At 64.2% G+C, this 23,329-nt stretch carries 22 protein-coding genes; 12 read left to right on the plus strand and 10 right to left on the minus strand.

What is annotated here, in order from left to right:
- Positions 1-25 precede the first annotated feature (25 nt).
- The gene (locus FOY51_RS14830) at positions 26-1,186 is read left to right on the plus strand and encodes a thiolase family protein (RefSeq protein ID WP_149431014.1); all 1,161 of its coding nucleotides are present in this window, start codon (positions 26-28) and stop codon (positions 1,184-1,186) included.
- Between the two features lie 66 nt (positions 1,187-1,252).
- Positions 1,253-2,764, plus strand: a complete 1,512-nt coding sequence (locus FOY51_RS14835; protein ID WP_149431015.1) for an ATP-dependent DNA ligase — start codon at positions 1,253-1,255, stop codon at positions 2,762-2,764.
- Here FOY51_RS14835 and FOY51_RS14840 read toward each other — a convergent pair.
- Genes FOY51_RS14840 through FOY51_RS14865 form a run of 6 tightly spaced genes read right to left on the minus strand, consistent with a single transcriptional unit; the run spans position 2,742 to position 7,936 of the window.
- The gene (locus tag FOY51_RS14840; RefSeq protein WP_149431016.1) at positions 2,742-3,254 is read right to left on the minus strand and encodes an HXXEE domain-containing protein; all 513 of its coding nucleotides are present in this window, start codon (positions 3,252-3,254) and stop codon (positions 2,742-2,744) included. The two genes, FOY51_RS14835 and FOY51_RS14840, sit on opposite strands and share 23 nt — an antisense overlap.
- 45 nt (positions 3,255-3,299) lie before the next feature.
- Entirely contained in the window at positions 3,300-4,124 is an 825-nt protein-coding gene (locus tag FOY51_RS14845; RefSeq protein ID WP_235916349.1) for a class II fructose-bisphosphate aldolase, read from the minus strand.
- 26 nt (positions 4,125-4,150) lie between these two features.
- Positions 4,151-5,011 (minus strand): 1-phosphofructokinase family hexose kinase, encoded by an 861-nt coding sequence (locus tag FOY51_RS14850; protein ID WP_149431153.1) that lies wholly within the window; start codon positions 5,009-5,011, stop codon positions 4,151-4,153.
- The gene (locus FOY51_RS14855; protein WP_149431017.1) at positions 5,008-6,150 is read right to left on the minus strand and encodes an N-acetylglucosamine-6-phosphate deacetylase; all 1,143 of its coding nucleotides are present in this window, start codon (positions 6,148-6,150) and stop codon (positions 5,008-5,010) included. Before FOY51_RS14855 ends, FOY51_RS14850 begins: the two co-directional genes overlap by 4 nt.
- A complete protein-coding gene (locus FOY51_RS14860; protein WP_235916351.1) occupies positions 6,147-7,055 on the minus strand; it encodes an ROK family protein in 909 nt (302 codons plus the stop codon). Before FOY51_RS14860 ends, FOY51_RS14855 begins: the two co-directional genes overlap by 4 nt.
- The gene (locus FOY51_RS14865) at positions 7,052-7,936 is read right to left on the minus strand and encodes an SIS domain-containing protein (protein WP_149431019.1); all 885 of its coding nucleotides are present in this window, start codon (positions 7,934-7,936) and stop codon (positions 7,052-7,054) included. Before FOY51_RS14865 ends, FOY51_RS14860 begins: the two co-directional genes overlap by 4 nt.
- Positions 7,937-8,087: 151 nt before the next feature.
- Between FOY51_RS14865 and FOY51_RS14870 the strand changes: the two genes are divergently transcribed.
- From FOY51_RS14870 to FOY51_RS14890, 5 genes are all read left to right on the plus strand, one after another.
- On the plus strand, positions 8,088-9,371 hold the full coding sequence (locus tag FOY51_RS14870) for an extracellular solute-binding protein (protein ID WP_235916353.1): 1,284 nt from the start codon (positions 8,088-8,090) through the stop codon (positions 9,369-9,371).
- A 1-nt stretch (position 9,372) separates the two neighbouring features.
- Positions 9,373-10,293: a carbohydrate ABC transporter permease gene (locus FOY51_RS14875; RefSeq protein ID WP_149431020.1), complete on the plus strand. Its 921-nt coding sequence runs from the start codon at positions 9,373-9,375 to the stop codon at positions 10,291-10,293.
- The gene (locus FOY51_RS14880) at positions 10,290-11,138 is read left to right on the plus strand and encodes a carbohydrate ABC transporter permease (protein ID WP_149431021.1); all 849 of its coding nucleotides are present in this window, start codon (positions 10,290-10,292) and stop codon (positions 11,136-11,138) included. Before FOY51_RS14875 ends, FOY51_RS14880 begins: the two co-directional genes overlap by 4 nt.
- Positions 11,139-11,270: 132 nt before the next feature.
- The gene (locus FOY51_RS14885; RefSeq protein WP_149431022.1) at positions 11,271-11,534 is read left to right on the plus strand and encodes a hypothetical protein; all 264 of its coding nucleotides are present in this window, start codon (positions 11,271-11,273) and stop codon (positions 11,532-11,534) included.
- A gap of 137 nt (positions 11,535-11,671) precedes the next feature.
- Positions 11,672-12,178, plus strand: a complete 507-nt coding sequence (locus tag FOY51_RS14890; protein ID WP_149431023.1) for a GNAT family N-acetyltransferase — start codon at positions 11,672-11,674, stop codon at positions 12,176-12,178.
- 128 nt (positions 12,179-12,306) lie between these two features.
- Here the strand turns inward: FOY51_RS14890 and FOY51_RS14895 are convergent, their stop codons facing one another.
- Complete coding sequence (locus tag FOY51_RS14895; RefSeq protein ID WP_235916355.1) at positions 12,307-12,816, minus strand: hypothetical protein; 510 nt, start codon at positions 12,814-12,816, stop codon at positions 12,307-12,309.
- Positions 12,817-13,271: 455 nt separating this feature from the next.
- Between FOY51_RS14895 and aceA the strand changes: the two genes are divergently transcribed.
- The 3 genes from aceA to metE all read left to right on the plus strand — a co-directional run bounded on the left by aceA (position 13,272) and on the right by metE (position 17,960).
- Complete coding sequence (aceA, locus tag FOY51_RS14905; protein ID WP_149431026.1) at positions 13,272-14,561, plus strand: isocitrate lyase; 1,290 nt, start codon at positions 13,272-13,274, stop codon at positions 14,559-14,561.
- A 153-nt stretch (positions 14,562-14,714) separates the two neighbouring features.
- Positions 14,715-15,611 carry a 3-hydroxybutyryl-CoA dehydrogenase gene (locus FOY51_RS14910; RefSeq protein ID WP_290367894.1) on the plus strand — a complete coding sequence of 299 codons (897 nt, stop codon included), beginning with the start codon at positions 14,715-14,717 and terminating at the stop codon, positions 15,609-15,611.
- Positions 15,612-15,638: 27 nt separating this feature from the next.
- Entirely contained in the window at positions 15,639-17,960 is a 2,322-nt protein-coding gene (gene metE, locus FOY51_RS14915; RefSeq protein WP_149431027.1) for a 5-methyltetrahydropteroyltriglutamate--homocysteine S-methyltransferase, read from the plus strand.
- A 39-nt stretch (positions 17,961-17,999) separates the two neighbouring features.
- Here the strand turns inward: metE and FOY51_RS14920 are convergent, their stop codons facing one another.
- Together FOY51_RS14920 and FOY51_RS14925 are read right to left on the minus strand one after the other, a co-directional pair.
- Positions 18,000-18,476 carry a GreA/GreB family elongation factor gene (locus FOY51_RS14920; protein WP_149431028.1) on the minus strand — a complete coding sequence of 159 codons (477 nt, stop codon included), beginning with the start codon at positions 18,474-18,476 and terminating at the stop codon, positions 18,000-18,002.
- A gap of 111 nt (positions 18,477-18,587) precedes the next feature.
- A complete protein-coding gene (locus FOY51_RS14925) occupies positions 18,588-19,016 on the minus strand; it encodes a type II toxin-antitoxin system Rv0910 family toxin (RefSeq protein WP_149431029.1) in 429 nt (142 codons plus the stop codon).
- A gap of 156 nt (positions 19,017-19,172) precedes the next feature.
- Between FOY51_RS14925 and FOY51_RS14930 the strand changes: the two genes are divergently transcribed.
- Together FOY51_RS14930 and FOY51_RS14935 are read left to right on the plus strand one after the other, a co-directional pair.
- On the plus strand, positions 19,173-20,774 hold the full coding sequence (locus tag FOY51_RS14930; RefSeq protein WP_149431030.1) for a Na+/H+ antiporter: 1,602 nt from the start codon (positions 19,173-19,175) through the stop codon (positions 20,772-20,774).
- Between the two features lie 53 nt (positions 20,775-20,827).
- Positions 20,828-22,312, plus strand: coding sequence for a UDP-N-acetylmuramoyl-L-alanyl-D-glutamate--2,6-diaminopimelate ligase (locus FOY51_RS14935; protein WP_235916357.1), 1,485 nt, complete (start codon positions 20,828-20,830; stop codon positions 22,310-22,312).
- Here FOY51_RS14935 and FOY51_RS14940 read toward each other — a convergent pair.
- On the minus strand, positions 22,298-23,326 hold the full coding sequence (locus FOY51_RS14940; RefSeq protein ID WP_149431032.1) for a D-alanine--D-alanine ligase family protein: 1,029 nt from the start codon (positions 23,324-23,326) through the stop codon (positions 22,298-22,300). The two genes, FOY51_RS14935 and FOY51_RS14940, sit on opposite strands and share 15 nt — an antisense overlap.
- Between the last annotated feature and the right edge of the window lie 3 nt (positions 23,327-23,329).

Consider the following 23,329-nt stretch of genomic DNA (forward strand, 5'->3'; position numbering starts at 1 on the left):
ACCAGACCGAAAGAACAGGAACATCATGCGTGACGCAGTCATCGTCGAAGCCGTTCGGAGCCCGATCGGGCGACGGAAGGGCGGCCTGGCAGCAGTCCACCCGGTCGATCTGTCCGCGACCGTTCTGAACGCGCTGCTCGATCGAGTGGGCGTCGAACCAGGCGTCGTCGACGACGTCGTGTGGGGTTGCGTCGGCCAGGTGGGGGAGCAGGCGGGCAACATCGCGCGCAACGCCGTTCTTGCCGCGGGTTGGCCGGAATCGGTGCCGGGCACCACTATCGAGCGGCAGTGCGGATCCAGCCAGCAGGCGTTGCACTTCGCAGCTGCGGGCGTCATTTCGGGGCAGTACGACATCGCCGTCGCAGGTGGTGTCGAGTCGATGAACCGCATTCCGATGGGATCGGCCCGTCGCGTCGGCCTCGGCGATCCGAACAGCGACGCGATCAAGCAGCGCTACGAGGGCATCGAGTTCAATCAGATTCGTGGCGCCGAAGTCCTCGCCACCAAATACGACCTGAGCCGCACGTGGCTCGACGAATACAGCTTGCGTTCGCACGAGCGTGCCGCGGCAGCCGTGGACGACGGCCGGTTCACCGGCGAGATCGTTCCGGTCGCACTGCCGAACGGGGCGAAGCTCGAATTCGACGAGGGAATCCGTCGGGCCACGACCCTGGACAAGTTGGGTCAGTTGGACCCGATCGTCCCCGAGAACGGGCGCGTCACTGCGGGCAACGCATCGCAGATCTCCGACGGTGCCGCAGCACTGCTGGTGATGTCGAGCGAACGTGCGCGGCAACTGGGGCTGAACCCGATCGCGCGAGTCCACGCAGCGACCGTCGTCGGCTGCGATCCGGTCACCATGTTGGAAGGTCCGGTTCCCGCCACCGCGAAAGTGCTGGAGCGGGCACATCTGACGCTCGACGATATCGGCGCATTCGAGGTCAACGAGGCCTTCGCCAGCGTCGTCGGCGCGTGGCTGCGGGCGACCGGCGTCGCGGATTCGCGCGTGAACGCCCTCGGTGGTGCCATTGCGCTGGGTCATCCGCTCGGCGGATCCGGCGCACGATTGGCGACGACCCTGGTTCACCACATGCGCACCGAAGGCCTTCGCTACGGGCTGCAGACCATGTGCGAGGGCGGCGGCATGGCCAACGCAACCATCTTCGAGAACCTGACCGTCGCCTGACGCGACGAACGGTCCGTTCACTCCATCGAGCGGGGAAGTGTCGGTCGCTACGACTAGCGTTCGATTGTGCTGTTGTCGAAAGTGGTCGAGGTATCGCACGCGGTCGGCGCTACCCGCTCCCGCAAGGCGAAGACCGAGGCGCTCGCCGAGCTGATCGCCGCCGTCGAACCCGCCGAGGTCGCTGCCGTCGTCGCCTGGCTTTCCGGCGAGCCACTGCAGGGCCGGACGGGGACCGGTTGGCGCACGCTCGTTGCGGCGCGTTCGACGCCCGCCGCTGATCCCACGCTCACCGTTGCAGGCATCGATGCGACCCTCACCGAGCTGGTGGGGACTTCGGGGTCCGGTTCAGCAGGCAGACGCCGGGACCTGCTCGCCGACTTGCTCGGTGCCGCCACCCACGACGAGCAAGAATTCCTGATCCGCCTGCTCACCGGCGAACTTCGCCAGGGCGCGCTGGAGGGTGTGATGACCGAGGCGATCGCCAAGGCCGCGGGAATCCCTGTCGATCCAGTTCGCCGCGCGTTCATGCTTTCCGGCCGGTTGCCGGCGACGGCGGTGGCCGCACTCGATGGGGGAGTCGATCTCCTGACCGCGTTCCGCCTCGAAGTCGGCCGCCCGATCCGCCCGATGTTGGCGTCGCCGGGCGAATCGCTCGAGGCCGCGCTCGCCGATCTCGGCAGGGATGTCAGCGTCGAGTACAAGCTCGACGGTGCCCGCATTCAGGTCCACCGCAACTGCGACGACGTCCACATCTTCACCCGGACCTTGCGCGAAATCACCGGCAGCGTGCCGGAACTCGTGCAGTTGGTGGCCGAATTGCCGTGCACCAGCGTGGTTCTCGACGGTGAAACGCTGGCGCTTACCGATTCGGGCAGGCCGCGCCCGTTCCAGGAAACGATGAGCCGCTTCGGTGCCGAATCCGAGCGCGACCTGCTGCTGCACCCCTACTTCTTCGACTGCCTGCACCTCGACGGCCACGACCTGCTCGACTCGCCCCTCGAAGAACGTCTTGCTGCCCTGGATCGCGTTGCGCCGCAACACCGCATCCCGGCTCTGCTGCGCCCGAGCGCCGACGATGCTGCGGCACAGTTCGATTCGGCGTTGGCGGAGGGTCACGAGGGCATCATGGTGAAGTCGCTGACCTCACCGTATGCGGCGGGCCGCCGCGGCAAGTCCTGGCAGAAGATCAAGCCCGAGCACACCCTCGACCTCGTCGTCCTCGGCGCCGAGTGGGGCTACGGCCGCCGCACCGGCTATCTGTCCAACCTGCACCTCGGTGCCCGCGATCCCGACGGCGGCGATCCGATCATGGTCGGCAAGACCTTCAAGGGTCTCACCGACAAGCTGCTGGAATGGCAAACCGCGGAATTCCCTCTGCACGAACGTGATCGCGATGAGCACACCGTCTACCTGAAACCCGAACTGGTGGTGGAGATCGAACTCGACGGCGTGCAGGTCAGCACCCGCTATCCCGGCGGTGTCGCGTTGCGATTTGCGCGCGTACTACGCTACCGGCCGGACAAGGACGCCGCCGACGCAGACACCATCGACGCGGTCAGGGCGTTGCTGCCGAAGTAGCGGGATGCAGCATTCCGGCGAGCGCGTGCGACGCCGCCAACGCGCCACCCGCGACGGCGATCCCTTCCAGCGCGGTCCGCAAGCCCGGACGTGCGACACCCGTGCGCGCAAGTTCGCGGTGCGCGTAATAGCCGAACGGCAGCACGACGATCGGCGCGGTCACGACACCCGGCGTGTAGCCGCGTTCGGCCACCGTCATCCCCAGATGGCTGAACCCGTGCAGACCGAAACCCGCCAAGGCGGCTTGATAGAAACGCGATCGCCCCTCGGTCCGATAACCGCGTGCACTGGCTGCAGCAATGACCACACCCACCAACGCAACGGCGGTGTGCGCGTGCGCTTCCGAGATCTCGCGGCGCATCCACGGCAGTCCGACCTGCCCGCCGCCGGACGCTGCTTTGCGCGCCGAAAACGGAGCGAGAGTGAACCATTCCTCGGCGTCGTGCAGCAGCCACGCCCCGAACAACCCCAACGTCACACGCTTCATCATGAGAACCCCCCCCGGATCTGTGTAGGGCACCTACTATAGAGGCCGTCAGCGCGAGAGCAACCTGAGCAGCCGCTCTACCTCGGCCTCGACCCGAGACCTACCAGGCCCCAAGTACTTTCGCGGATCGACGACGTTCTCGTCGGCAAGCGCCGAGCGCACAGCGCCTGCCATCACCTTGTTCAGGTGCGTCGCGATGTTGATCTTCTGCATACCGTGCTGCACGGCCGACACCAGACCGGAATCGGCGACGCCGGACGAACCGTGCAGCACGAGCGGCACCGATACCGCGGCGGCCAATCGGGCTATCAACTCGTCGTCCAGGACAGCGTCGCGGGTGAGCATCGCATGGGACGAACCGACGGCGACCGCGAGCGCATCGACTCCGGTGGCGGCGACATAGGCCGCGGCCTCGTCCGGGTCGGTCCTCACGCCCGGCGCATGCACGCCGTCCTTGCCGCCGACCTCACCCAACTCCGCCTCGACTTCGGCACCACGATCGTGACACCAGTTCGCGATGACAGCCGTTGCGTCGATGTTGTCCTGGTGGGCGAGCACCGATGCGTCGAACATCACCGAACGGATGCCCAGATCGACTGCCTCGTGGATCAATTCGGCGGAGGTGGCGTGATCGAGATGAACGACGACGTCCGCACCGCTGTCGGCGGCGATCTGCAAACACGCCACAGCCAGTGGTTTCATTCCGCGGTGATACACGGCGGTGTTCTGCGAAATCTGAAGTACAACAGGACGGTTCGCGTTCTCCGCGCCGGCAACGATCGCCTCCGCCTGCTCGAGCACGATCACGTTGAACGCGCCGAGCCCGCCCGGTCGGGCAGCGGCGACAGCGGCGGACATCGGAACAAGCGGCACTATGACTCCTATCGAAGCACGGTCTTCTATCGAACCACGACGGTCGGGAGCAAGCGGTCGCGAAAGTCCAGGTCGATCTCTCCGGCGACCGGTCGAACGACTGCAGCCGCGGCGGTGGCAACGGCGTCGACGAGCAACGACGGCCACGACACGCCCGCGGCAAGGCCTGTGATCACCGCGGCCGCAGCGGCATCGCCTGCACCGGTTGCATTGCCCGTCAACGGTTCCGGCACGTTCGCCGACCATGCACCCTCGACAGTCGTGACGGTCATGCCCTCGGGTCCCGCCGTAGCGACTACAGCGCGCACACCGCCCGCGATCAAATCCTCGACCGACCGCCCGAGTCGACCGAACTCGTCGCTGTTGGGCATCAACACCACACCGGAAACATCTGCGGCACAGCGCAGTGCGTCTCCGTCCAGATCGCAGACGACCGGCAGGCCCGCGTCCACCGCGACACGAGCAATGCGCGCAGGGAGGTCGGAATCGATTCCGCCGGGGAGACTTCCGGAGATCACGACGCCGGTAGCCGACGGCAATCGTGCCGTCAGCCGGTCGAGCAGCGCATGCGCACTGCCCGCCGCAGCGACCGGCCCTGGCTCCCAGAAAGAGGTCGCCGTGTCGGCGTGGATCACCACGGTGCGCCGAACGTGGGGGAGCGCAGGCACCAAATCGTGCGGCAATCCGACGGTGTTCGCGAACGATGCATCCGCGAATCCCATCACGCACGTCGGTATACCGAGCTGTGTGAGTACCCGCGAGACGTTGACGCCCTTTCCGCCGTGCCGTTCCTCGACCGACGAGACGCGATGCACCTCGCCCGGAATCAGCCGCTCGACGCGATAGGTCACGTCGTACGCCGGATTGAGGGTGACGGTCAGGATCATTCGATCCACGTGCCTCGCCGCAATACTCGGAGCAGGCGCAGGTCGTCGTCGACGATCACGGCATCCGCGAAGCGTCCCGGTTGCAGCGATCCGCACACGTCACCCAGCCCGACTGCCGCGGCAGGCGTCGCACTCGCGGCGTGCACGGCGTCGACCAGGTCCACCCTCGATTCGTGCACGGATCGTGCCACCACGTCGAGCAGATGGCTGGTTCCGCCTGCGATGGATCCGTTGGCCAGCCGGGCAACCCCCGACGAGACCGTGACTTCCTGCGGCCCGAGTACGTACGCACCGTCGGGCATTCCAGCCGCGGACATCGCGTCGGTGATCAGCGCAACCTGACCGGCAGCCGCTGCAAAGACCATGGCGCAGAAGCCGGTGTCGATATGCGAACCGTCCGCGATCAGTTCCACCACAACCGATTCCGCCGCCGCGGCAACAAGGGAGGCCGCCACCGGTCCGCCCGAGCGGTGATGTAGCGGCGGCATTCCGTTGGCGAGGTGCGTCACCAGAGCTGCGTCCGCGAGCGCCTCCAGGAAGACCTCGTACGACGCGTCGCTGTGGCCCAATGCAATCGAAACACCGTGCTGCAGTAAGAGATCGGCGACATCGCGATAGCCGGGCAGTTCCGGTGCCAGGGTCATCACCCGAATGGCAGTACCACCCACGTCGAGCAATTGTTCGGTGAAGCCGACATCGGGTTCGATCAGATACCGCGGATCCTGCGCTCCGCATCGGGCGTGCGAGAGGAACGGGCCTTCGAGGTGAATGCCGGCGAGCAGGCCATCGGTCACCAAGGGCTGCAGCACCGCCACCTGATCCAGAAGTGTTGCGGCAGGCGCGGTTACCAGACTGCCGAGCAGGGTTGTCGTGCCTCGTACATGATGGTGTCGGGCCGCAGCTGTCGCTTCCGCCGAATCGGTCGTCGTGAAGGAGTATCCGCCGCCACCGTGGCAGTGCACGTCGACCAGTCCGGGTAGGACTGTCCCGGAATGCTTGGGCACAGCCGTGCCGGGGTTCTCGATGCACCATTCGGTAGTCGATAGAACACCGGTGATCGCGGTGTCGGAAACGGTGAGAACCCCGTCGTCGATCAGTCGGTGCGGTGTCACGATCCGACCACGAATCTCGAAACTCATGCGGTGTCGCTCCTCTCGCCGAGCCGGGCGAGCAGACCGGCGGCCACCAAACCTGCTCGGGCACCGAATTTTCCCACGACGACGTCCGGTGCAGGAACCACCGTCAACCGAGCATCGAGCGCGCGTCGCAGGGGCTCGGTGACCGCAGATCCTGCGCCCGCGAGGCCGCCCGCCAGCACCAACAACTCGGGTGACACGGCATGGATCACGCCGATCATGCCGTCCGCCATCGCCTCGACGGCGTCCGACCACACCTCGCGCGCAACGGGATCTGTCTCCAGCGCCGCGAAAACAGCTGCCGAGCCGTCGATCTCACGGCCGGACCTGCGGGTGTACTCCCGGGTGATCGCCGCCGCGGATGCCACGGTCTCCATGCACCCGACGTTGCCGCACGCGCACGCGATCCCGTCCGGTCGCACCGGGATGTGGCCGTATTCGCCGGGCTGACCGCGACCGCCGCGCACCTGCCTGCCGCCGACGGCCAACGATCCGCTGATGCCGGTGCCGACGATCAGCACACACACGTCGTCGTGTCCGCGTCCCGCACCGAAGCGCCATTCCGCCCAGCCTGCCGTTGCGACATCGTGGTCGATGACGACGGGAATGCCCCAGCGCGCCTCGAGCAGATCCCGTACGGGACGATCACGCCAGCCGATGTTGGCGCTGAACACGGCGACTCCGCGGTCCGCATCGACGATGCCGGGTAGCAGGACGGCAGCGCGCTCGACAGGACTGCGTGCGATCAGATCGGCGCCCAGTTCGGCGATCGCCTCGATCGCAGCATCGCCGCGCGGGGTTGCCACCGTCGACTGCGCGAGTACCGTCCCGTCGACTGCGGTCACCTCGCCCTTGACGGTGGTGCCACCGACATCGATGCCGAGGACGGGGCCTGCGGGATTCGTCACTCGTCGAGAATGACGGATCGGCTGAGGCTGCGCGGGTGATCCGGGTCGAGGCCTAGGTCGGCCGAGCGTAGTACGCACAGTCCGTGCACCCGCACCAGTTCGGCCATCGGGTCGATGTCGCGATGCTCGAGGTGTGCGCCGGTCGCGGCGATGTCGTCCGCGAAACCTGGGACGAGCGGTCCCAACGACCAGACGGCGCGGCCGGGTGCCGCGATGCTGATCGGCCCGTGCCGGTACTCGGTGGCCGGATACGACTCTGCCCACGACTGGCACGATTCGCGGAGCTTCAGCGCCGCTTCTTCTGCCAAGGCAGCACCGAGCCCCATGCCGACAAAGCTGATCTGCTCAGCGGCGCGCACTGCCTCCAGGTCGTCCTCGGCGAGGACCGCCCGCGCCTGCTCGATCACCGGTGCCAAGTCTTCGCCGAGATGCCAGCGCAAGATCGCCAACGTCGTTGTCGCGAAACGGGTCTGCACCACGGATCGCTCGTCCACCTGATCGATCAGAATCGGGTCGGCCAACTCGAGTGCCGGGGTACCCGGACTGGAGCACATGACTGTCCGCGGCACCCCTGCCGGCAGCGAACGCATGGCGTCGACTACTTCGGTCGTCGTGCCGGAACGACAGATGACGAGGTATCTGTCGTAGTCGCGGCTGCGCCGGATCTCGCTCGCCGACCAGGCGTCGGTGACGCCGTGACCGCCGAACTCGCGCAGCGCGGCGAACGCGCGAGCCATGAACAACGACGTACCGCAGCCGATCACCGCAACCTGCTCGCCGTCGGCGGGCAACCGGTCTCGAAAGTTACGCGCAACGTCCGCGGCGGCCGTCCAGTCGTCGGGTTGGCTCGCGATTTCCTCGGCCAGGAACGAGTTGGTCACGCTCACAGAATGCTGACCACGTGCAACGGTGTCAAACTTCCGAAAGCAGCTATCGAATTTGCGCAATTCACCCCGACGCCGCGACGTCTGCGCAACTATTGACGGGCTCTGCAGCTGACAACTCTCTGCAGTCGAAACGAAAGGCGGCCACGTGAAACGGCAATCCAGGCGAGGACTCCACCGCACAGCGCTCACCGCGAGTGCGGTGTTGATGACCTCTGCCCTCGCACTGTCCGCCTGCGGCTTCGGCGGCGACGACAGTTCGTCGAGTTCCAACGGCAAGACCACGATCAGCTTCCTCGCTCCGACCTACCGCGACGGCGCCGACGGCACCAAGGCGCTGTGGGACGGCATCATCAAGGACTTCGAGGCCAAGAACCCGAACATCGATGTCAACCTGGAAATGCAGTCCTGGGACAACATCAACGACGTGGTCCGCACCAAGCTGCAGTCGCAGGACACCACCCCGGACATCCTCAACATCGACGCGTACGCCAGCTTCGCCACCGACAACCTGCTCTACGAGGCCAAGGACGTCGTTTCTGACAGCGTGCTGAAGGACTTCCAGCCGGGATTCGTGAAGAACGCGTCCCTCAATGGGACTCAGTTCGGGCTGCCTCTCTTCGCATCGACGCGCACCCTGTTCTACAACCAGGATCTGTTCAACCAGGCCGGCATCACGGCGCCGCCGAAGACCTGGGACGAGCTGCTCGACACCTCGAAGAAGATCAGCGCACTCGGTAATGGCGTGTCCGGCTACGGCATGCCGCTCGGATCCGAGGAAGCACAGGGGGAGACGTCCATCTGGACCTTCGGTGCAGGCGGAAACTGGAGCAACGGAACCGATCTCACCATCGATACCCCGGAGAACGTCGACGGTGTCACGGCGATGAAGCGGATGATCGACGAGAAGGCCACCCAGCCGAACCCCGGTGCCAGCGATCGCACGCCGCTGATCAACACGTTCATCCAGGGCAAGCTCGGCATGATCGAGGGATTGCCGCCCACGGTCGCGCAGATTGCGCAGAAGAACCCCGGTTTGAAGTATGCGACAGCGCCGATCCCGACCAAGACAGGTGATCCGGTCACGCTCGGCGTTGCCGATCATCTGATGGCGTTCAAGAAGGACGGGTCCAAAAAAGACGCCGTCAAGTCGTTCCTCGATTACTTCTACTCGCCCGACGTCTACGCCAACTTCGTCAAGACCGAAGGCTTCATCCCGATCACCAGCAGTGCGGCCGAGGTGCTCAAGGACGAGCCGACCACCAAGCCCTTCCTCGCGACGCTGCCCAACGCGAAGTTCTACCCGAGCAACAACCCGAAATGGCCTGCCGCACAGGGTGCGATCCAGCAGACGATCGGAACCATCGATCAAGGCGCCAGCCTGGCCGATGTGATCGGCAAGATCAACCAGGCTGCCAACAGCGGTAACTGAGATGCCGAGTGCGGCAACCACGCCGCGGGCCCCCCGACGCCGTCGTAGTCGGGGTGGCCTTGCGGCGCTTCCATGGATAGCTCCCGCGATCGTACTGATCGCCGGAATCGTGCTGTTCCCTGCCGGTTACATGTTGTGGACGTCTACGCGCGATCTGTCGCCCTACGGTGTCGATCGTGGTTCGGCCGGCCTGTCGAACTTCCACACACTGTTCCAACTAGACGGGCTTGCAACGGTTCTGATCAACACCATCATCTGGGTGGTCGCGGTCGTCGGCATCACGTTGCTGCTCTCGATGGCGCTTGCACAGTTCCTGGACAAGAGCTTTCCCGGGCGCAAGCTGGTGCGGTTGGCGATCCTGGTGCCGTGGGCGGCGTCGGTGGTGATGACGACGACGATCTTCTACTACATGCTCGATCCGGACGTCGGCATCGCCAACCGACTGCTCGTCGACATCGGCTTGCTGGACCGCGGTTTCGGGTTCACCAAGCAGCCGACCCAAGCGTTCATCGTGGCAATCTGTGTCGCGGTGTTCGTCTCGATCCCGTTCACCACGTACACCCTGTTGGCGGGGCTGCAGTCGATTCCAACGGAGGTGGTGGAAGCCGGTGCAGTCGACGGTGCGAGTCCGTGGCAGCGCTACCGCTACATCGTGCTGCCGCAGCTGCGTCCGGCCATCGCGGTCGCGACGATCATCAACATCATCAACGTGTTCAATTCGCTGCCGATTCTGCAGGTGATCACCGGCAGCATCGCGGGCGTGCGCGCCGACACCACAACCACGTTGACGTTCAAACTGATTCGGCAGAGCAGGCAGGTCGATACCGCCGCCGCGATGAGCGTGTTGAACTTTGCGCTGATCCTGGTGATCATCGCGATCTATGTGAAGGCCGTGCGTCCGATGGACGAGGTCGACCGATGACCGAGCAGGTCTGGAACACGCGCCCGCGCAAACGCTGGGGTTTGACGGCCATCGGAGTCGTTCTGGCACTGGTGTTTCTGATTCCGTTCATCGTGATGGTGTTGGGATCGTTGAAGACGCAGGCGGAAATTCTGCGTATTCCGCCGACGTATCTGCCGAAATCGTGGCATCCCGAGAACTACGTCGACATGTGGTCGACGCCGGAGACGCCGCTGCCGTTCAACATGGTGAGCACCGTCGTGATCTCGATGTCGGCGACCGTGCTGGTGCTACTGGTCGCTGTGCCTGCTGCGTACTACACAGCGCGCAAGCGGTTTCCGGGCCGCATGGCCTTTCTGCTGTTGGTGCTGATCACGCAGATGTTGCAGCCGACCGTGTTGGCGACCGGCTTGATTCGCGAATTTTTGTCGCTCGGCATCAATGACACCTGGCTCGCCATGATCTTGGTGAACGCGGCGTTCAACCTGTCGTTCGCCACCTGGATCCTGCACAGCTTCTTCGCCTCGGTTCCGGTGGAGATCGAGGAGGCGGCGCAACTGGACGGGCTGGGGCGCTGGCAGACGCTACGGAAGATCAGCCTGCCGCTGGTGTGGCCCGGCGTCATCACCGCGACCATCTTCACGATCGTCGCCTGCTGGAACGAGTTCGCTGCCAGCCTGGTGATTCTGACGACGGACAAGAATCAGCCGCTGTCGGTCGCACTCACCAAATTCGTCGGGCAGTACGACACCGCATGGCAATTCGTGTTCGGCATCTCCACTGTGTCCATCGTGCCGGTGGTCATCCTGTTCGCGATCATCGAGCGACGTTTGGTGCGTGGGCTGACCGCGGGAAGCGTCAAATGAGACTGTCGCCACGTCGGTAAAAAGCGCGCGACCGGTATGGTTGTCGGGACCGAAACGATCTGTGAGACTTTTATTTTCGCCGTCTTGCGCCGAACAGGTGCCGACTCGGGGATTGCGGGTCACAATGACGAAATGACATCGACACCAGCCGATCGCCGACCTGTTGCGTGGTCGGTGGGCGCACGGGTGCGTACCCGACACTCGCGCGACACCGATCTGGCGCCGGAGCAGTGGCCAGTTGTCAGCGGAGTCATAGTCGACGACTTCGGCGACGGTGCCGATCCCGCCGACAGTGAGTACGGCCGCGACTGGGCGCACAAGCGGCGCTGGGCGATTGCGCTCGACAGCGGTTCGTTGATCTTCCGCAACGACGCGGAGTTGGCGCCCGACAGCTGACGTGTGTCAGCGCGGAGGTCGTGGATGATCTCGCTCGCCGGCCGCCGTGCGTCCTCGCGCACCGTCCTGGACGGCAGGGACTGTAGCGTTCGCTAATCCATTGGCGTCGCCGCCGCCCCTCCTGACACGATCCGGACGTGACCTGCCCACCACTTTCGGGATCAACCGTCCAACTCGCGACGCACGCCGACGCCGCCGAACTGCTGGTTCTCCAGCGCTGCTGCTGGGTGACGGAGGCCATCGCCAACGACACGTTGTCCGTTCCGCCCCTGCACGAAGATCTCGCGACCGTCGCACGCTGGATCGACGACATGAGCGTGTGGGTCGTACGTGTCGACGGTCGTTTGGTCGGTTCGGTGCGGGCCGTGCTGGTCGACGGCGGCTGGCAGATCGGCAGACTGATGGTGGCTCCCGATCTCAGCGGGTACGGACTCGGCCGGTGGCTACTCGAGCTGGCCGAGAGGAATGCGCCGTTGGCTGCGACGCGCCTCGAACTGTTCGCTGGAAGTCGCAGCGAGCGGAACCTCCGGATGTACGCGTCGGCAGGCTATGTCGCTAGGCCGCCCGACCCGCTCGGGATCGCGCAGCACATCTCTGGAGCGACATATCTTGTGAAAGCGCTCGGGTCCGGAGCCTGCGGATAGCCCAGCGACAATGATGATTCCCGCCCGGACCGCGAAATCGGCATCCTTGCCGATACGGCTCCGAGACCCGACTCCAGCAACGCACTCTTTGTCGGAGTCGATTCGCAAGCGCGCAGGGCCTGATCGAATCAGCCGCCCTGGAGATCGACGTCACCATCGAACACGAATGGGGTCGGTCCGGGTGCGCAGCCGTTGAACGCGCCGGTTGCCATCGGTCCGATGAGACCGACGTGGTTGGGTTGCCCGTCGGCGCCCTTCGTCACGGTGATCTGAATCGCTGCGGCATTGCTGAGCGGCGCGGGAACCAGGGCGGGTTCGGTCTGCTCGATCGGGTAGACGAACGAGACCGTCGATCCGGTCACCTCCAAGCACGTGATCGGTCCGTCGACTGCGAGCGGCAACGACAGGTTCTGGAGTTGGCCGTTGGCGCGGTACGCACCCGAGGTCGTGCCGTCAGCGGCCCTTTGGCCGTTCGCGACGATATGCAACGCGGTGAAGCCGGCGATGGGTTGCAGGTTGCCGGAAACACTGAACCCTGCCGGGGCAGCCGATGCAATCGACGGCATGGCGATTCCGACGGCCGCTGCAGCGGCGGCAACTGCGGCGACTCGGGCCATATTCGTCTTGCGATGCTTCATCGGTTCTCCTCGGGCGAGTCGGTGCGGTAGGTGTCCCCGTCACCGGGAGTGATACCCCGTGGCCGACAACTGCCAAACATGAGACGCGGAACCGTGCGCGAACTTCGGTGCCAGAACACCCAACTTCACGCACAGGGAACGCAGCTCCGATTGTGATTGCTGTCACAAAGGTCTTCGGGGGCTCGGTTGGGGGCGCGAAATCCAGCAGTACGCGCGTCCGATTTTGTCGTCGTAAACGGCGAGGCCAGCGCGCATTTCTCGTCGCGGCGGCGATCTGAGAATTAGCAACCTTAGCAAGCCGTGTTGAAAAGCTAGCGAAGATTGGCATTAGCAACAGGTAGACGGCACTTTTCGTCTGTGTCATTGTTTTGAAGTACAGAGCATCTGCCTCGCAAGGCTGCGAAGATCCGCCGGGCCCCGGCGGAGCGAAAAATACAAAGAAGAGTGGAGCTGAGATGTCGACTACCGGCACCCCGAAAACCGCCGCTGAGATCCAGCAGGATTGGGACACCAATCCGCGCTGGAAGGGTCTTACCCGTAGCTACACCGCCGATCAGGTCGTCAAGCTGCAGGGCAGCGTCGTCGAAGAGGCGACCCTCGCTCGTCGCGGTTCGGAGATCCTGTGGGACCTCGTGAACAACGAGGACTACATCAACTCGCTCGGTGCCCTTACCGGCAACCAGGCCGTGCAGCAGGTTCGCGCCGGCCTCAAGGCCATTTACCTGTCCGGTTGGCAGGTCGCCGGTGACGCGAACCTGTCGGGTCACACCTACCCGGACCAGAGCCTCTACCCGGCCAACTCGGTCCCGAACGTCGTTCGTCGCATCAACAACGCTCTGCTGCGCGCCGACGAGATCGCCAAGGTCGAGGGTGACACCTCGGTCGCCAACTGGCTCGCCCCGATCGTCGCTGACGGTGAGGCCGGCTTCGGTGGCGCGCTCAACGTCTACGAGCTGCAGAAGGCCATGATCGCCGCCGGTGTCGCCGGTTCGCACTGGGAAGACCAGCTCGCCTCGGAGAAGAAGTGCGGCCACCTCGGTGGCAAGGTGCTCATCCCCACCCAGCAGCACATCCGCACCCTGACCTCGGCTCGCCTCGCGGCCGACGTCGCGGACGTCCCGACCGTCGTCATCGCGCGTACCGACGCCGAAGCCGCCACCCTCATCACCTCCGATGTGGATGACCGCGACAAGCCGTTCCTCGACGGCAGCCGCACGGCCGAAGGCTTCTACGGCATCAAGAACGGCGTCGAGCCCTGCATCGCGCGTGCCAAGGCCTACGCCCCGTACGCCGACCTCATCTGGATGGAGACCGGTGTTCCGGATCTCGAGGTTGCGAAGCACTTCTCCGAGTCGGTTCGCAGCGAGTTCCCGGACCAGCTGCTGGCCTACAACTGCTCCCCTTCGTTCAACTGGAAGGCGCACCTGGACGACGCGACCATCGCGAAGTTCCAGAAGGAGCTCGGCGCGATGGGCTTCAAGTTCCAGTTCATCACCCTCGCAGGCTTCCACTCGCTCAACTACGGCATGTTCGACTTGGCGCACGGCTACGCCCGCGAGGGCATGACCGCGTTCGTCGACCTGCAGGAGCGCGAGTTCAAGGCTGCAGAAGAGCGTGGCTTCACCGCCGTCAAGCACCAGCGTGAGGTCGGCGCAGGCTACTTTGACAGCATCGCCACCACGGTCGACCCGAACACCTCGACCGCAGCACTCAAGGGCTCGACGGAGGAAGGCCAGTTCCACTAGGAACTGTCCCGCCTCTCCGAGGTTCAGCGCACTAGTCAGGCGGCCCGCGATTCGCGTTGCGGGCCGCCTGTCTTATTTCGATCAGCTCCTGGGCGTTCCCGGTGAGTTACCCATTTTCTCGCCTGATCTGTTGTCACCAAAGTAAAAGGCAAGGTGGTCCTTGTGACTGAGAAGATCCAACGTGTTGGCATTATCGGTGCTGGTCAGATGGGTGCCGGAATCGCCGAGGTGTGCGCTCGCGCCCACATCGACGTGCTCGTGTTCGAGCAGACCCGCGAACTCGCGGCCGCCGGACGCTCCCGCATTCTGCGATCCCTCGACCGCGGTGTGAGCAGTGGCAAGATTACCGAGCGCGAGCGTGAGCAGGCCGCATGGCGACTCCGCTTCACCTCCGATCTCGGCGACTTCGCCGACCGCCAGCTGGTCGTGGAAGCCGTCCTCGAAGACGAGAAGGTCAAATCCGCGATCTTCAAGGAACTCGACGAGGTGGTGACGGACCCCAACGCCGTGCTGGCGTCGAACACCTCTTCCATCCCCATCATGAAGCTCGGCATCGCGACCAAGGCCCCCGAGCGCGTGATCGGCATGCACTTCTTCAACCCGGTGCCCGTGCTCCCGCTGGTCGAGCTGGTCACCACCCTGAAAACCAGCGCCGAGGTGACGCAGCGCGCAGAGCAATTCGCCGGCGAAGTACTCGGCAAGCAGGTGGTTCGCTCGGCCGACCGCTCCGGCTTCGTCGTCAACGCACTGCTGGTGCCGTACCTGCTCTCCGCTATCCGCATGGTCGAATCGGGCTTCGCCACCAAGGAAGACATCGACAAGGCAACGGTTCTCGGCCTGGCCCACCCGATGGGTCCGCTCGCTTTGACCGACCTGGTTGGACTCGACACGGTCAAGTCGATCGCCGATTCGATGTACGAAGAGTTCAAGGAGCCGCTGTACTCACCGCCGCCGCTGCTTTCGCGCATGGTGGAGGCTGGGCTGGTAGGAAAGAAGGCCGGTGCAGGCTTCTACCAGTACGCCGACAAGAATGGACGCGCAGCGAAGTAGCGCAACAGTCCGAAAGGTCGAGACGCAATGGCTCAGAGCGCGGACGGATACGGATCCAGCGTCCTCGGCTACCCGAGGATCGGCCCGCACCGCGAGCTCAAGCGTGCACTCGAGGCTTACTGGCACGGCAGTAGTAGCAAGGAAGAACTGCTGCAGGTCGGTCGCGATATTCAAGAGCGAACATTCGACGAACTCGCCGCGACCGGTTTGACGCAGGTACCCGGCAACACCTTCTCGTTCTACGATCACGTGCTCGACAACGCGTTGCTGTTCGGCGCCGTCCCGGCCCGATTCACGCCGCTGCAGGACCAGCTCGATCCGCTCGACTTCTATTTCACGATGTGTCGCGGTCGACCTGACGTCCACCCGCTCGAACTGGTGAAGTTCTTCGGCACCAACTATTTCTACCGACAGCCTGAAGTGGATGAGTTCACCGAGTTCTCTTTGCACGCAGAGCATCTGCTCGACGAGTTCGATCGGGCGATGGCCCGCGGCATCGAGCTACGGCCGGTGGTCATCGGCCCGGTGTCGCTGCTGTTGTTGTCGAAGGTCGGCTCGATTCCCGGCGAGGTCGCCGAGGGCTTCGGCACGCTCGACCTGCTGGACAAGCTGCTCCCGCAGTACGAGGCGCTTTTCGAGATCCTCGCCAAGCGTGGTGCGACGTGCGTGCAGCTCGACGAACCGTCGTTCACCAGCGATCGCGTGCCGGAAGAGCTGGCCGCGTTCGAGAAGGCGTACCAACGACTTTCGACGTCTGCCCTGCGTCCGCGTCTGCTGGTCACCGGCCAGTACGGCGACTTCGGCGAGGCGCTACGGATACTCGCCGCGAGCAAGGTGGAGGCGATCGGGCTCGACCTTGCGTCGTACCGCGTCCGCCCCGACGACCTTGCCGAAATCCCCGGTATCAGGCGAAAACGCCTGTACGCCGGTGTGATCAACGGCCGCAATGTATGGCGTGCGGAACCCCGCATGACGTTGACCTACCTGAGCGAGTTGGCGAAGGTCTGCCCGGACCTGGTGGTCTCGACGGGTACGACGCTGTTGCATGTTCCCTACGACCTGCTTGTCGAGTACGAGATCGACGGCAACGTCGCCGATCGCCTGTCTTTCGCGAAACAGAAAGTCGGCGAAGTGGTTTCGCTGGCCAAGGCGCTTACCGAAGGGCCGTCGGACAAGTGGCGACAGCGCCCCACCGAAGTGCATTTCAAACAGAAACATGCTGTGCGCCAACGTGTCTACGCCCTCACCGACGACATGCGGACACGCGAACCGTACGACGTGCGCAAGCGCGCGCAGCAGGAGAAGCTCGGTCTTCCGTTGGTTCCCGCCACCACCCTCGGGTCGTTCCCGCAGAGCACCGAGCTGCGGCAGGCGCGCTACGAGTTGGGGCAGGGCCGCCTCGACTGGGACGACTACAAGGTGGCGGTCGAAGGCGAGATCGAACGCACCATCCGGTTGCAGGAAGACATCGGCCTCGACGTGTTGGTGCACGGCGAGCACGAGCGCAACGACATGGTTCAGTTCTTCGCAGAGATGTTGGAGGGCTTCGCGTCCACTCACAACGGCTGGGTGCAGATCTACGGTTCGCGGTGTGTCCGGCCGCCGATTCTCTATGGCGATGTCGCTCGGCCGGGACCCATCTCGGTCGAGTGGGTCAAGTACGCACAGTCGCTGACGGACAAGCCGGTCAAGGGCATGGTGACCGGCCCGGTGACCATGATCGCAGGCTCCTTCGTCCGCCAGGATCAGCCGTTGTTCGACACCGCGGATCAGGTCGCGTTGGCGATTCGTGACGAAGTGGTCGACCTGGAACGAGCGGGTATCGGCATCATCCAGGTGGACGAACCCGCTATCCGTGAACTGCTACCGCTGCGTGACAAGGGGCGGGCGGAGTACCTCCGCTGGGCAGTCGGAGCGTTCCGGCTTGCGACCTCGGGCGTCAAGGCGGAAACCCAAATCCACACGCACATCAGCTATTCCGGCCAACAGCTGGTCGTCGATGCCATCGAGGAACTCGACGCGGACGTCACGGCGATCGTCGCTACCCGTTCCATCGACTGGGTGATCGACGCGCTGAAGGGTGACGTGTCCGAGGGTGCCGGACTGACGCACGGCGTCGGCCCAGGCATCTACGAAAGTCGGTCGGCTCGGATCCCGGACATCGACGAGCTGGACGAGCTGCTGTCCAAAGCGGCGGCGATCATCGATCTCGACAGGCTGTGGGCGAACCCAGACGGCGGGCTCAAGACTCGGCACTACTGGCAGCTGGAGCCGTCACTGCGGAACCTCGTCGCGGCTGCACGCCGAGTGCGTCGGCGCGCATTGGCCGCCAAGCACCCCGATGCGTAAAAGGTGATCCCCTCCCGCCGGACGTACTGAGTCGATGCCTTACTCAGGGATCTCGACGGAGACGACCTCGACCTCACGCTCGCCGTCCGGCGTTGTGTACGTGACCGTGTCGCCGGGACTCCGCCCCGCCAGTGCGGCGCCGAGCGGACTGTCCGCTGTGACAGCGTCTTCGTCGTTCTCACCGATCTGCTCCACCACGCTGACGATGTGGACGTCTTCTCGTGTCCCGTCCGGCGCCTGCACGGTCAATTGAGTGCCGTCGGGCAGCGCATCGCCGTCGGTCGTTACACGATTTGCAAGACGGTCGTCGATCGAGTTGATTCGATCCTCCAACGCGGCGAGTCCGTCGCTGCGCTCCAGCACTTCCGCCCGATCGGCACCGTCGCCCACGGAGTCGCTCTCATCGAGTTCGCGACGCATTTCGTCGCGGCGCTGCCGAAGACTGCGCACCTCATCTTCGAGTTCAGCTCTCGTGTCGTCGGTGAGCGTGCCATCCTTTTCGTTTGCGCTCTGCATATCATCCCTGCCGATCGATTGAACGTGTCTTCGATATCGCTTGTACCCGTCTGAGTTTCACTCCAAACCGGCATTGCACGTCACGACGACACCTATGCACGCAGGCAGGCATCAGCGGAGGGCGGCAAGATTCTCGATCGAGTCCTGAGCATCGGACTTCAGCACGCGCGCGATCAGACGCCCGATCGGTCCACCCAACAGCCCACCGTGCAGACCGGCGCGGAGTTCGAGCAGTGAACCGCCGTCGTGAGGGCTTACGTGGACGGTCAGGTCGAGTTTCACCCCGCCGCGCCCGGAGCCTGACATCTTCAGGAGACTGGGGGCATCGTATTCGGTGATCAGCCAGTCGATGACGTTGCGGAACGACTCGACCTTGACGGTGATGGACACCTGCGTCCCCTTCTCGACAGTCGACGGGACCTCGCTCTTCCATCCATCGAAGATGGTCAGCCACTCGTCGAGCCGAGTCAGGTCCGACGCTATGTTCCACGCAGTGTCGGGTTCCATCGACAATGTCACCGCGACATTCATCTCACCCATTCCGAGTTCTTTCTGTGCAGCAGGGTTCGAACCGGTCGCGAGGTGGTTACCGCTGAGCCGTCGGCCGAAACATGCCGAGTAGTCCTGTTCGGTATCGGTTTGAGCAACTGCCCCAGGGGTATCCGAATCCGTTCGGCATTTCGGGAAGGGGTCATCTTGGCGCAACTGACGCTGCTGCTCGTGTTGTTTGCAGCGACGATCGTTCTCGCGTCTACCGCCGATCGATTGAAGCTGCCGTATCCGGTTCTGCTCTTGATCTTCGGTTTGGCGGTGGCATTCGTGCCGGGCGTCCCTTTGCCGACCATCGCCCCCGAATTGATTCTGCCACTGGTTCTGCCGCCATTGCTGTTCGCCGCCGCTCGTCGAACGTCGTGGCGCGAGTTCTACGACAATCGCCGAGCTATCGGGTTGCTCGCAGTTGCGCTCGTCGCGGTCACCGCAGCGGCCGTCGGCGTCCTTCTGCAGGCGTTGGTTCCAGGCCTGCCGCTGATGGCTGCCATCGCCCTCGGTGCGATGGTCGCACCGCCGGATCCTGTTGTCGCAACTGTGGTCGCTCGCGAGCTGCGTTTACCGCGCAGGTTGAAAACCGTGCTCGAAGGTGAAGGGTTGTCCAACGACGCGACATCTCTGGTTCTTTACGAGGTCGCCGTTGCCAGCACCGTCACCGGGGCCTTCTCGCCGTGGCGAGCCGGCGGAACCTTGCTTCTCGCGATAGCACTCGGAATTGTCGTCGGTTTGGCCGTCGCTTTCGTGACGAGGTGGTTGCTCGGCAAGCTACCCGCGCATCCGGCCGGTACAGCGTTGCTTCTCGTCGTGCCCTTCGCTGCCTACGCCGCCGCGGACTACGCCCACGGCAGCGGAGTTCTTGCGGTCGTCACGCTGGCGCTTGCGCTCAGCCGCTATGCCGACACCGAATCCGCACAAACCAGGTTGGTCTCCGGCGCGACCTGGGAGATCATCGAACTACTCGTCACCGGAGCGGCTTTCGCTTTCGTCGGGCTCGAATTGCGTGCGGTCGCACACGATGTTTCAGGTGATCTACGGACTGCGATCGTTCAGGGAGCTGCGATCACCGCGTTGGTAATCGTGGTGCGAATCGTATGGATCTTCGCTGTGACCTCGATCGACGAGAACGTACGCAAGCGAGGAGGCGACCGAGCCGAACCGGTGGGCTGGCAGGAGATGGCTATCGCATCCTGGTCCGGCATGCGCGGAGTGGTCACATTGGCCGCAGCGCTTGGATTGCCTGCTGCGGCCGACGGGTTCCCTGAGCGGAACAGGTTGGTGTTCATCGCATTTTTCGTCGTGCTCGCCACCATGCTTATTCAGGGGCTCACCCTGCCCCCGCTGGTTCGCCGTCTCGGTGTCCTAGCGTCGCGCAACGACGAGCGAGACGCTGAACGCGCTTTGGCCGAACGCGCACGAGAGGCCGGTCTCCACCGCCTTCGCGAGATCCGAGCCGATGGCGACATCGAAGACGAACTGATCGATCAGGTGCAGGATTCGGCGGTTGTCATGTGGCGCAAGCTGGGAACTGGGCCACTGGACGACGATCATCGGACCGCCCACACGCGGTTGCGGCACGCGTGGAGAGTCGAAGAGCTCGAAACCGAAATGCTCACAGCCGCTCGGCAGGAGGTGGTTTCGGCACGTGACGAGCCTGGCGGAGACGCCATTGTCGCCGACAGGGTGTTGCATCGCCTCGATGCGCGCAGCGCCCACACGCGAGAACTCCCCGATCCGAACGAAGTCGAGTGAGTCAGCAGTGGGGCCGATGTGCGCCGTTGGGGGCCGGTGGTGATCGAATGCGGATGACGACAGTGCGTGAAGTCGCTGCTCTGTTAGGTGACAGCTCGCTTGTTTCCCAGATCGAATCGAGTCTGACTGGGATAAGCCAGGATTCGCGAACGGCTCAGCCGGGCGACCTGTACGTTGCGTTATCGGGCTCTCGTCATCATGGAATCGATTTTGCAGACGAAGCCAAGAGAAACGGTGCGGTCGCCATATTGAGCGACCGTGACTCGCATACATTGCCCACCATCGTCGTCGCGGATCCGCGACGCGTACTCGGGCCGCTGGCTTCGTGGTTCCATCATCATCCTTCGCGCGCACTCGATGTCTACGGTGTCACGGGGACCAACGGGAAAACGAGCACCGCCTACCTGATCGATGCCGGTTTGCGAGCCGCGGGCGTGACCAGCGGGTTGATCACTGGCGTCGAAGTTCGTGGACGCGGCGAACCGCGGCGGGCGGTGCGCACGACCCCGGAGGCGTCCGATCTCCAGCAAATACTGGCAACCTTTGCAGCACAACGCCTTTCTGCGGTGGCGATGGAAGTGTCGAGTCACGCGCTGGCGTTGTACCGCACTGCGGGCACGCACTTCGGGGTCGGGGTCTTCACCAACCTCGACCGAGATCATCTCGATTTTCATGCCGACATGGACGCCTATTACTCGGCCAAAGCCAGCCTCTTCACACCGGGACGATGCGATAGCGCCGTCATCGGAACGGACGACGAATTCGGGCGTCGGTTGGCGGCCGAGGTCGACGTTCCCAGCACGACATTCTCGACGTCCGACGCCGGCGCGGACTTCTTCGTCGACGATGTGCGAGCAGACCGCGCAGGTACTTCCTTCACTCTGCGTTGCGATCTGGGCACGCTTCCTGTTCGGCTCCGATTGCTGGGCCACCATCAGGCGGATAACGCTGCCGCGGCAATCGCTGCGCTGTACGCGGGCGGTGTGGACGTGCCGTCGGCGATCGACGGCATCGAAAAGTTGGACCTCGTACCCGGACGACTTCAACCCGTCGACGAAGGGCAGCCGTTCGTCGCCCTTGTCGATTACGTTCACAACACTGCGGGACAGCGGCGACTGTTCCCCTACCTCCGCTCGCTGACGTCCGGACGGGTGATCGTCGTGATGGGAGCGACGGGCGAGCGTGACCCCGGTAAGCGAGACCCGTTGGGTTTCAACGCAGCTCGACAGGCCGATGTGGTCATCGTGACCGACGAAAGTCCGCATTTCGACGCGGCGTACGACCTGCGTGAAGAAGTTGCGAGCGGTGCGCGCCGGGCACGAAGCGCCGAGGTGATGACAGTCGCAGATCGCGCCGAAGCTATTGCCACAGCTGTCGCGCGCGCCACGCCCGGCGACGTGGTGGTGATCGCGGGACGCGGGCACGACCCGGTCCAGGTACACGGCAACGTCGAGACTCCGTTCGACGACCGAGCTGCTCTGAAGTCAGCGCTGCGACAGCGACAATCCGTTGCACCGAGCTGGTCATCGGAGGGGTGAACGGCCCCGTAGCGCTGCATCGATCGCCGTCCCGAACAGGGCATTCAACGGAATCCCGGCCGCGCTCGCCATCATGGCGATCACACTGTTCTCGGCGAAGGAGCAGTACAGTCCGGCTTCGAGGAACCACGGATTGCCCGTCGGGTCGATCCGGAAGTCGAACAAGCTGTAGTCGCGACAACCCAAGGCGGCGTGGCACTTCCGTGCTGCCTCCCATACCCGTTTCGTCACAGGATCGCGGGGGTCGACTATCCACGCCCTGTCACGCACTTTCGCTACCAACGACAGGTCGCCGTTCCGGTCTCGACTGATCTTGTCCTCATGGTCACGGACGCGCTTCGTGACCCGGTATTCCTCGAGCGGTAGACACAGCAGCTCGCCGTCGCGAACGACGATTCCGCAGCGCACTTCCCGGCCGAGTTCCACATACGATTCGACGAGCACATCGTCGCAATACTCGAATGCTGCGGCGAGTGCGGCGTCGTATGCGTCGGCGTCCCCCACAAATGCCAACCCGACCGAATTGTCACCGTCCACCGGCTTGACCACCGCAGGTGCGGGAATCGACACACGCTCTCCTCGTGTCACCACCTGTCCCGTCGGCACATCGACACCGGCAGCACCGACCACTGCTCTTGCCAACGCCTTGTTCGCGCCTAGGGCCATGACGGCGGGCGTGTTGCCGACGTATGGGATGGCGAGAAGGTCGAAGAGTGCACGGTAGGTGGTCATTCCCGGAACGCAGAACATCTGCGGCACAACTACATCGATTCTCGAATTCACAAGTTGTCGAACCGCGTCGGCAGGCTCATAAGGATCGGCCGCGTCTATTGCGTCACGCCCGAGATCGGTCGGAAATCGCCAGAGGCCGTCGGGTGTCACATAGGCGATGCTGAACTTGTACCGATCCTCGTCGGCGGCTGCCTTCACGCAATCGGCCGCGTACAGCCTGGACAGATCGCAGAGAAATTCGCTAGATGCCGAACCCGCCAGGTGCAGAACATGGACGGTCATCGG

It is taken from the genome of Antrihabitans cavernicola, assembly GCF_008297975.1.
In the GTDB taxonomy this organism is placed as follows: domain Bacteria; phylum Actinomycetota; class Actinomycetes; order Mycobacteriales; family Mycobacteriaceae; genus Antrihabitans; species Antrihabitans cavernicola.

Bases quoted from the DNA above. Each gene is read 5' to 3' on its own strand.
- aceA (WP_149431026.1), top strand. From the start codon at position 13,272: ATGTCGACTACCGGCACCCCGAAAACCGCCGCTGAGATCCAGCAGGAT.
- FOY51_RS14920 (WP_149431028.1), bottom strand. From the start codon at position 18,476: ATGCAGAGCGCAAACGAAAAGGATGGCACGCTCACCGACGACACGAGA.
- FOY51_RS14935 (WP_235916357.1), top strand. From the start codon at position 20,828: ATGACGACAGTGCGTGAAGTCGCTGCTCTGTTAGGTGACAGCTCGCTT.
- FOY51_RS14830 (WP_149431014.1), top strand. From the start codon at position 26: ATGCGTGACGCAGTCATCGTCGAAGCCGTTCGGAGCCCGATCGGGCGA.
- metE (WP_149431027.1), top strand. From the start codon at position 15,639: ATGGCTCAGAGCGCGGACGGATACGGATCCAGCGTCCTCGGCTACCCG.
- FOY51_RS14940 (WP_149431032.1), bottom strand. From the start codon at position 23,326: ATGACCGTCCATGTTCTGCACCTGGCGGGTTCGGCATCTAGCGAATTT.
- FOY51_RS14840 (WP_149431016.1), bottom strand. From the start codon at position 3,254: ATGATGAAGCGTGTGACGTTGGGGTTGTTCGGGGCGTGGCTGCTGCAC.
- FOY51_RS14885 (WP_149431022.1), top strand. From the start codon at position 11,271: ATGACATCGACACCAGCCGATCGCCGACCTGTTGCGTGGTCGGTGGGC.
- FOY51_RS14925 (WP_149431029.1), bottom strand. From the start codon at position 19,016: ATGGGTGAGATGAATGTCGCGGTGACATTGTCGATGGAACCCGACACT.
- FOY51_RS14850 (WP_149431153.1), bottom strand. From the start codon at position 5,011: ATGATCCTGACCGTCACCCTCAATCCGGCGTACGACGTGACCTATCGC.
- FOY51_RS14895 (WP_235916355.1), bottom strand. From the start codon at position 12,816: ATGAAGCATCGCAAGACGAATATGGCCCGAGTCGCCGCAGTTGCCGCC.
- FOY51_RS14875 (WP_149431020.1), top strand. From the start codon at position 9,373: ATGCCGAGTGCGGCAACCACGCCGCGGGCCCCCCGACGCCGTCGTAGT.
- FOY51_RS14880 (WP_149431021.1), top strand. From the start codon at position 10,290: ATGACCGAGCAGGTCTGGAACACGCGCCCGCGCAAACGCTGGGGTTTG.
- FOY51_RS14855 (WP_149431017.1), bottom strand. From the start codon at position 6,150: ATGAGTTTCGAGATTCGTGGTCGGATCGTGACACCGCACCGACTGATC.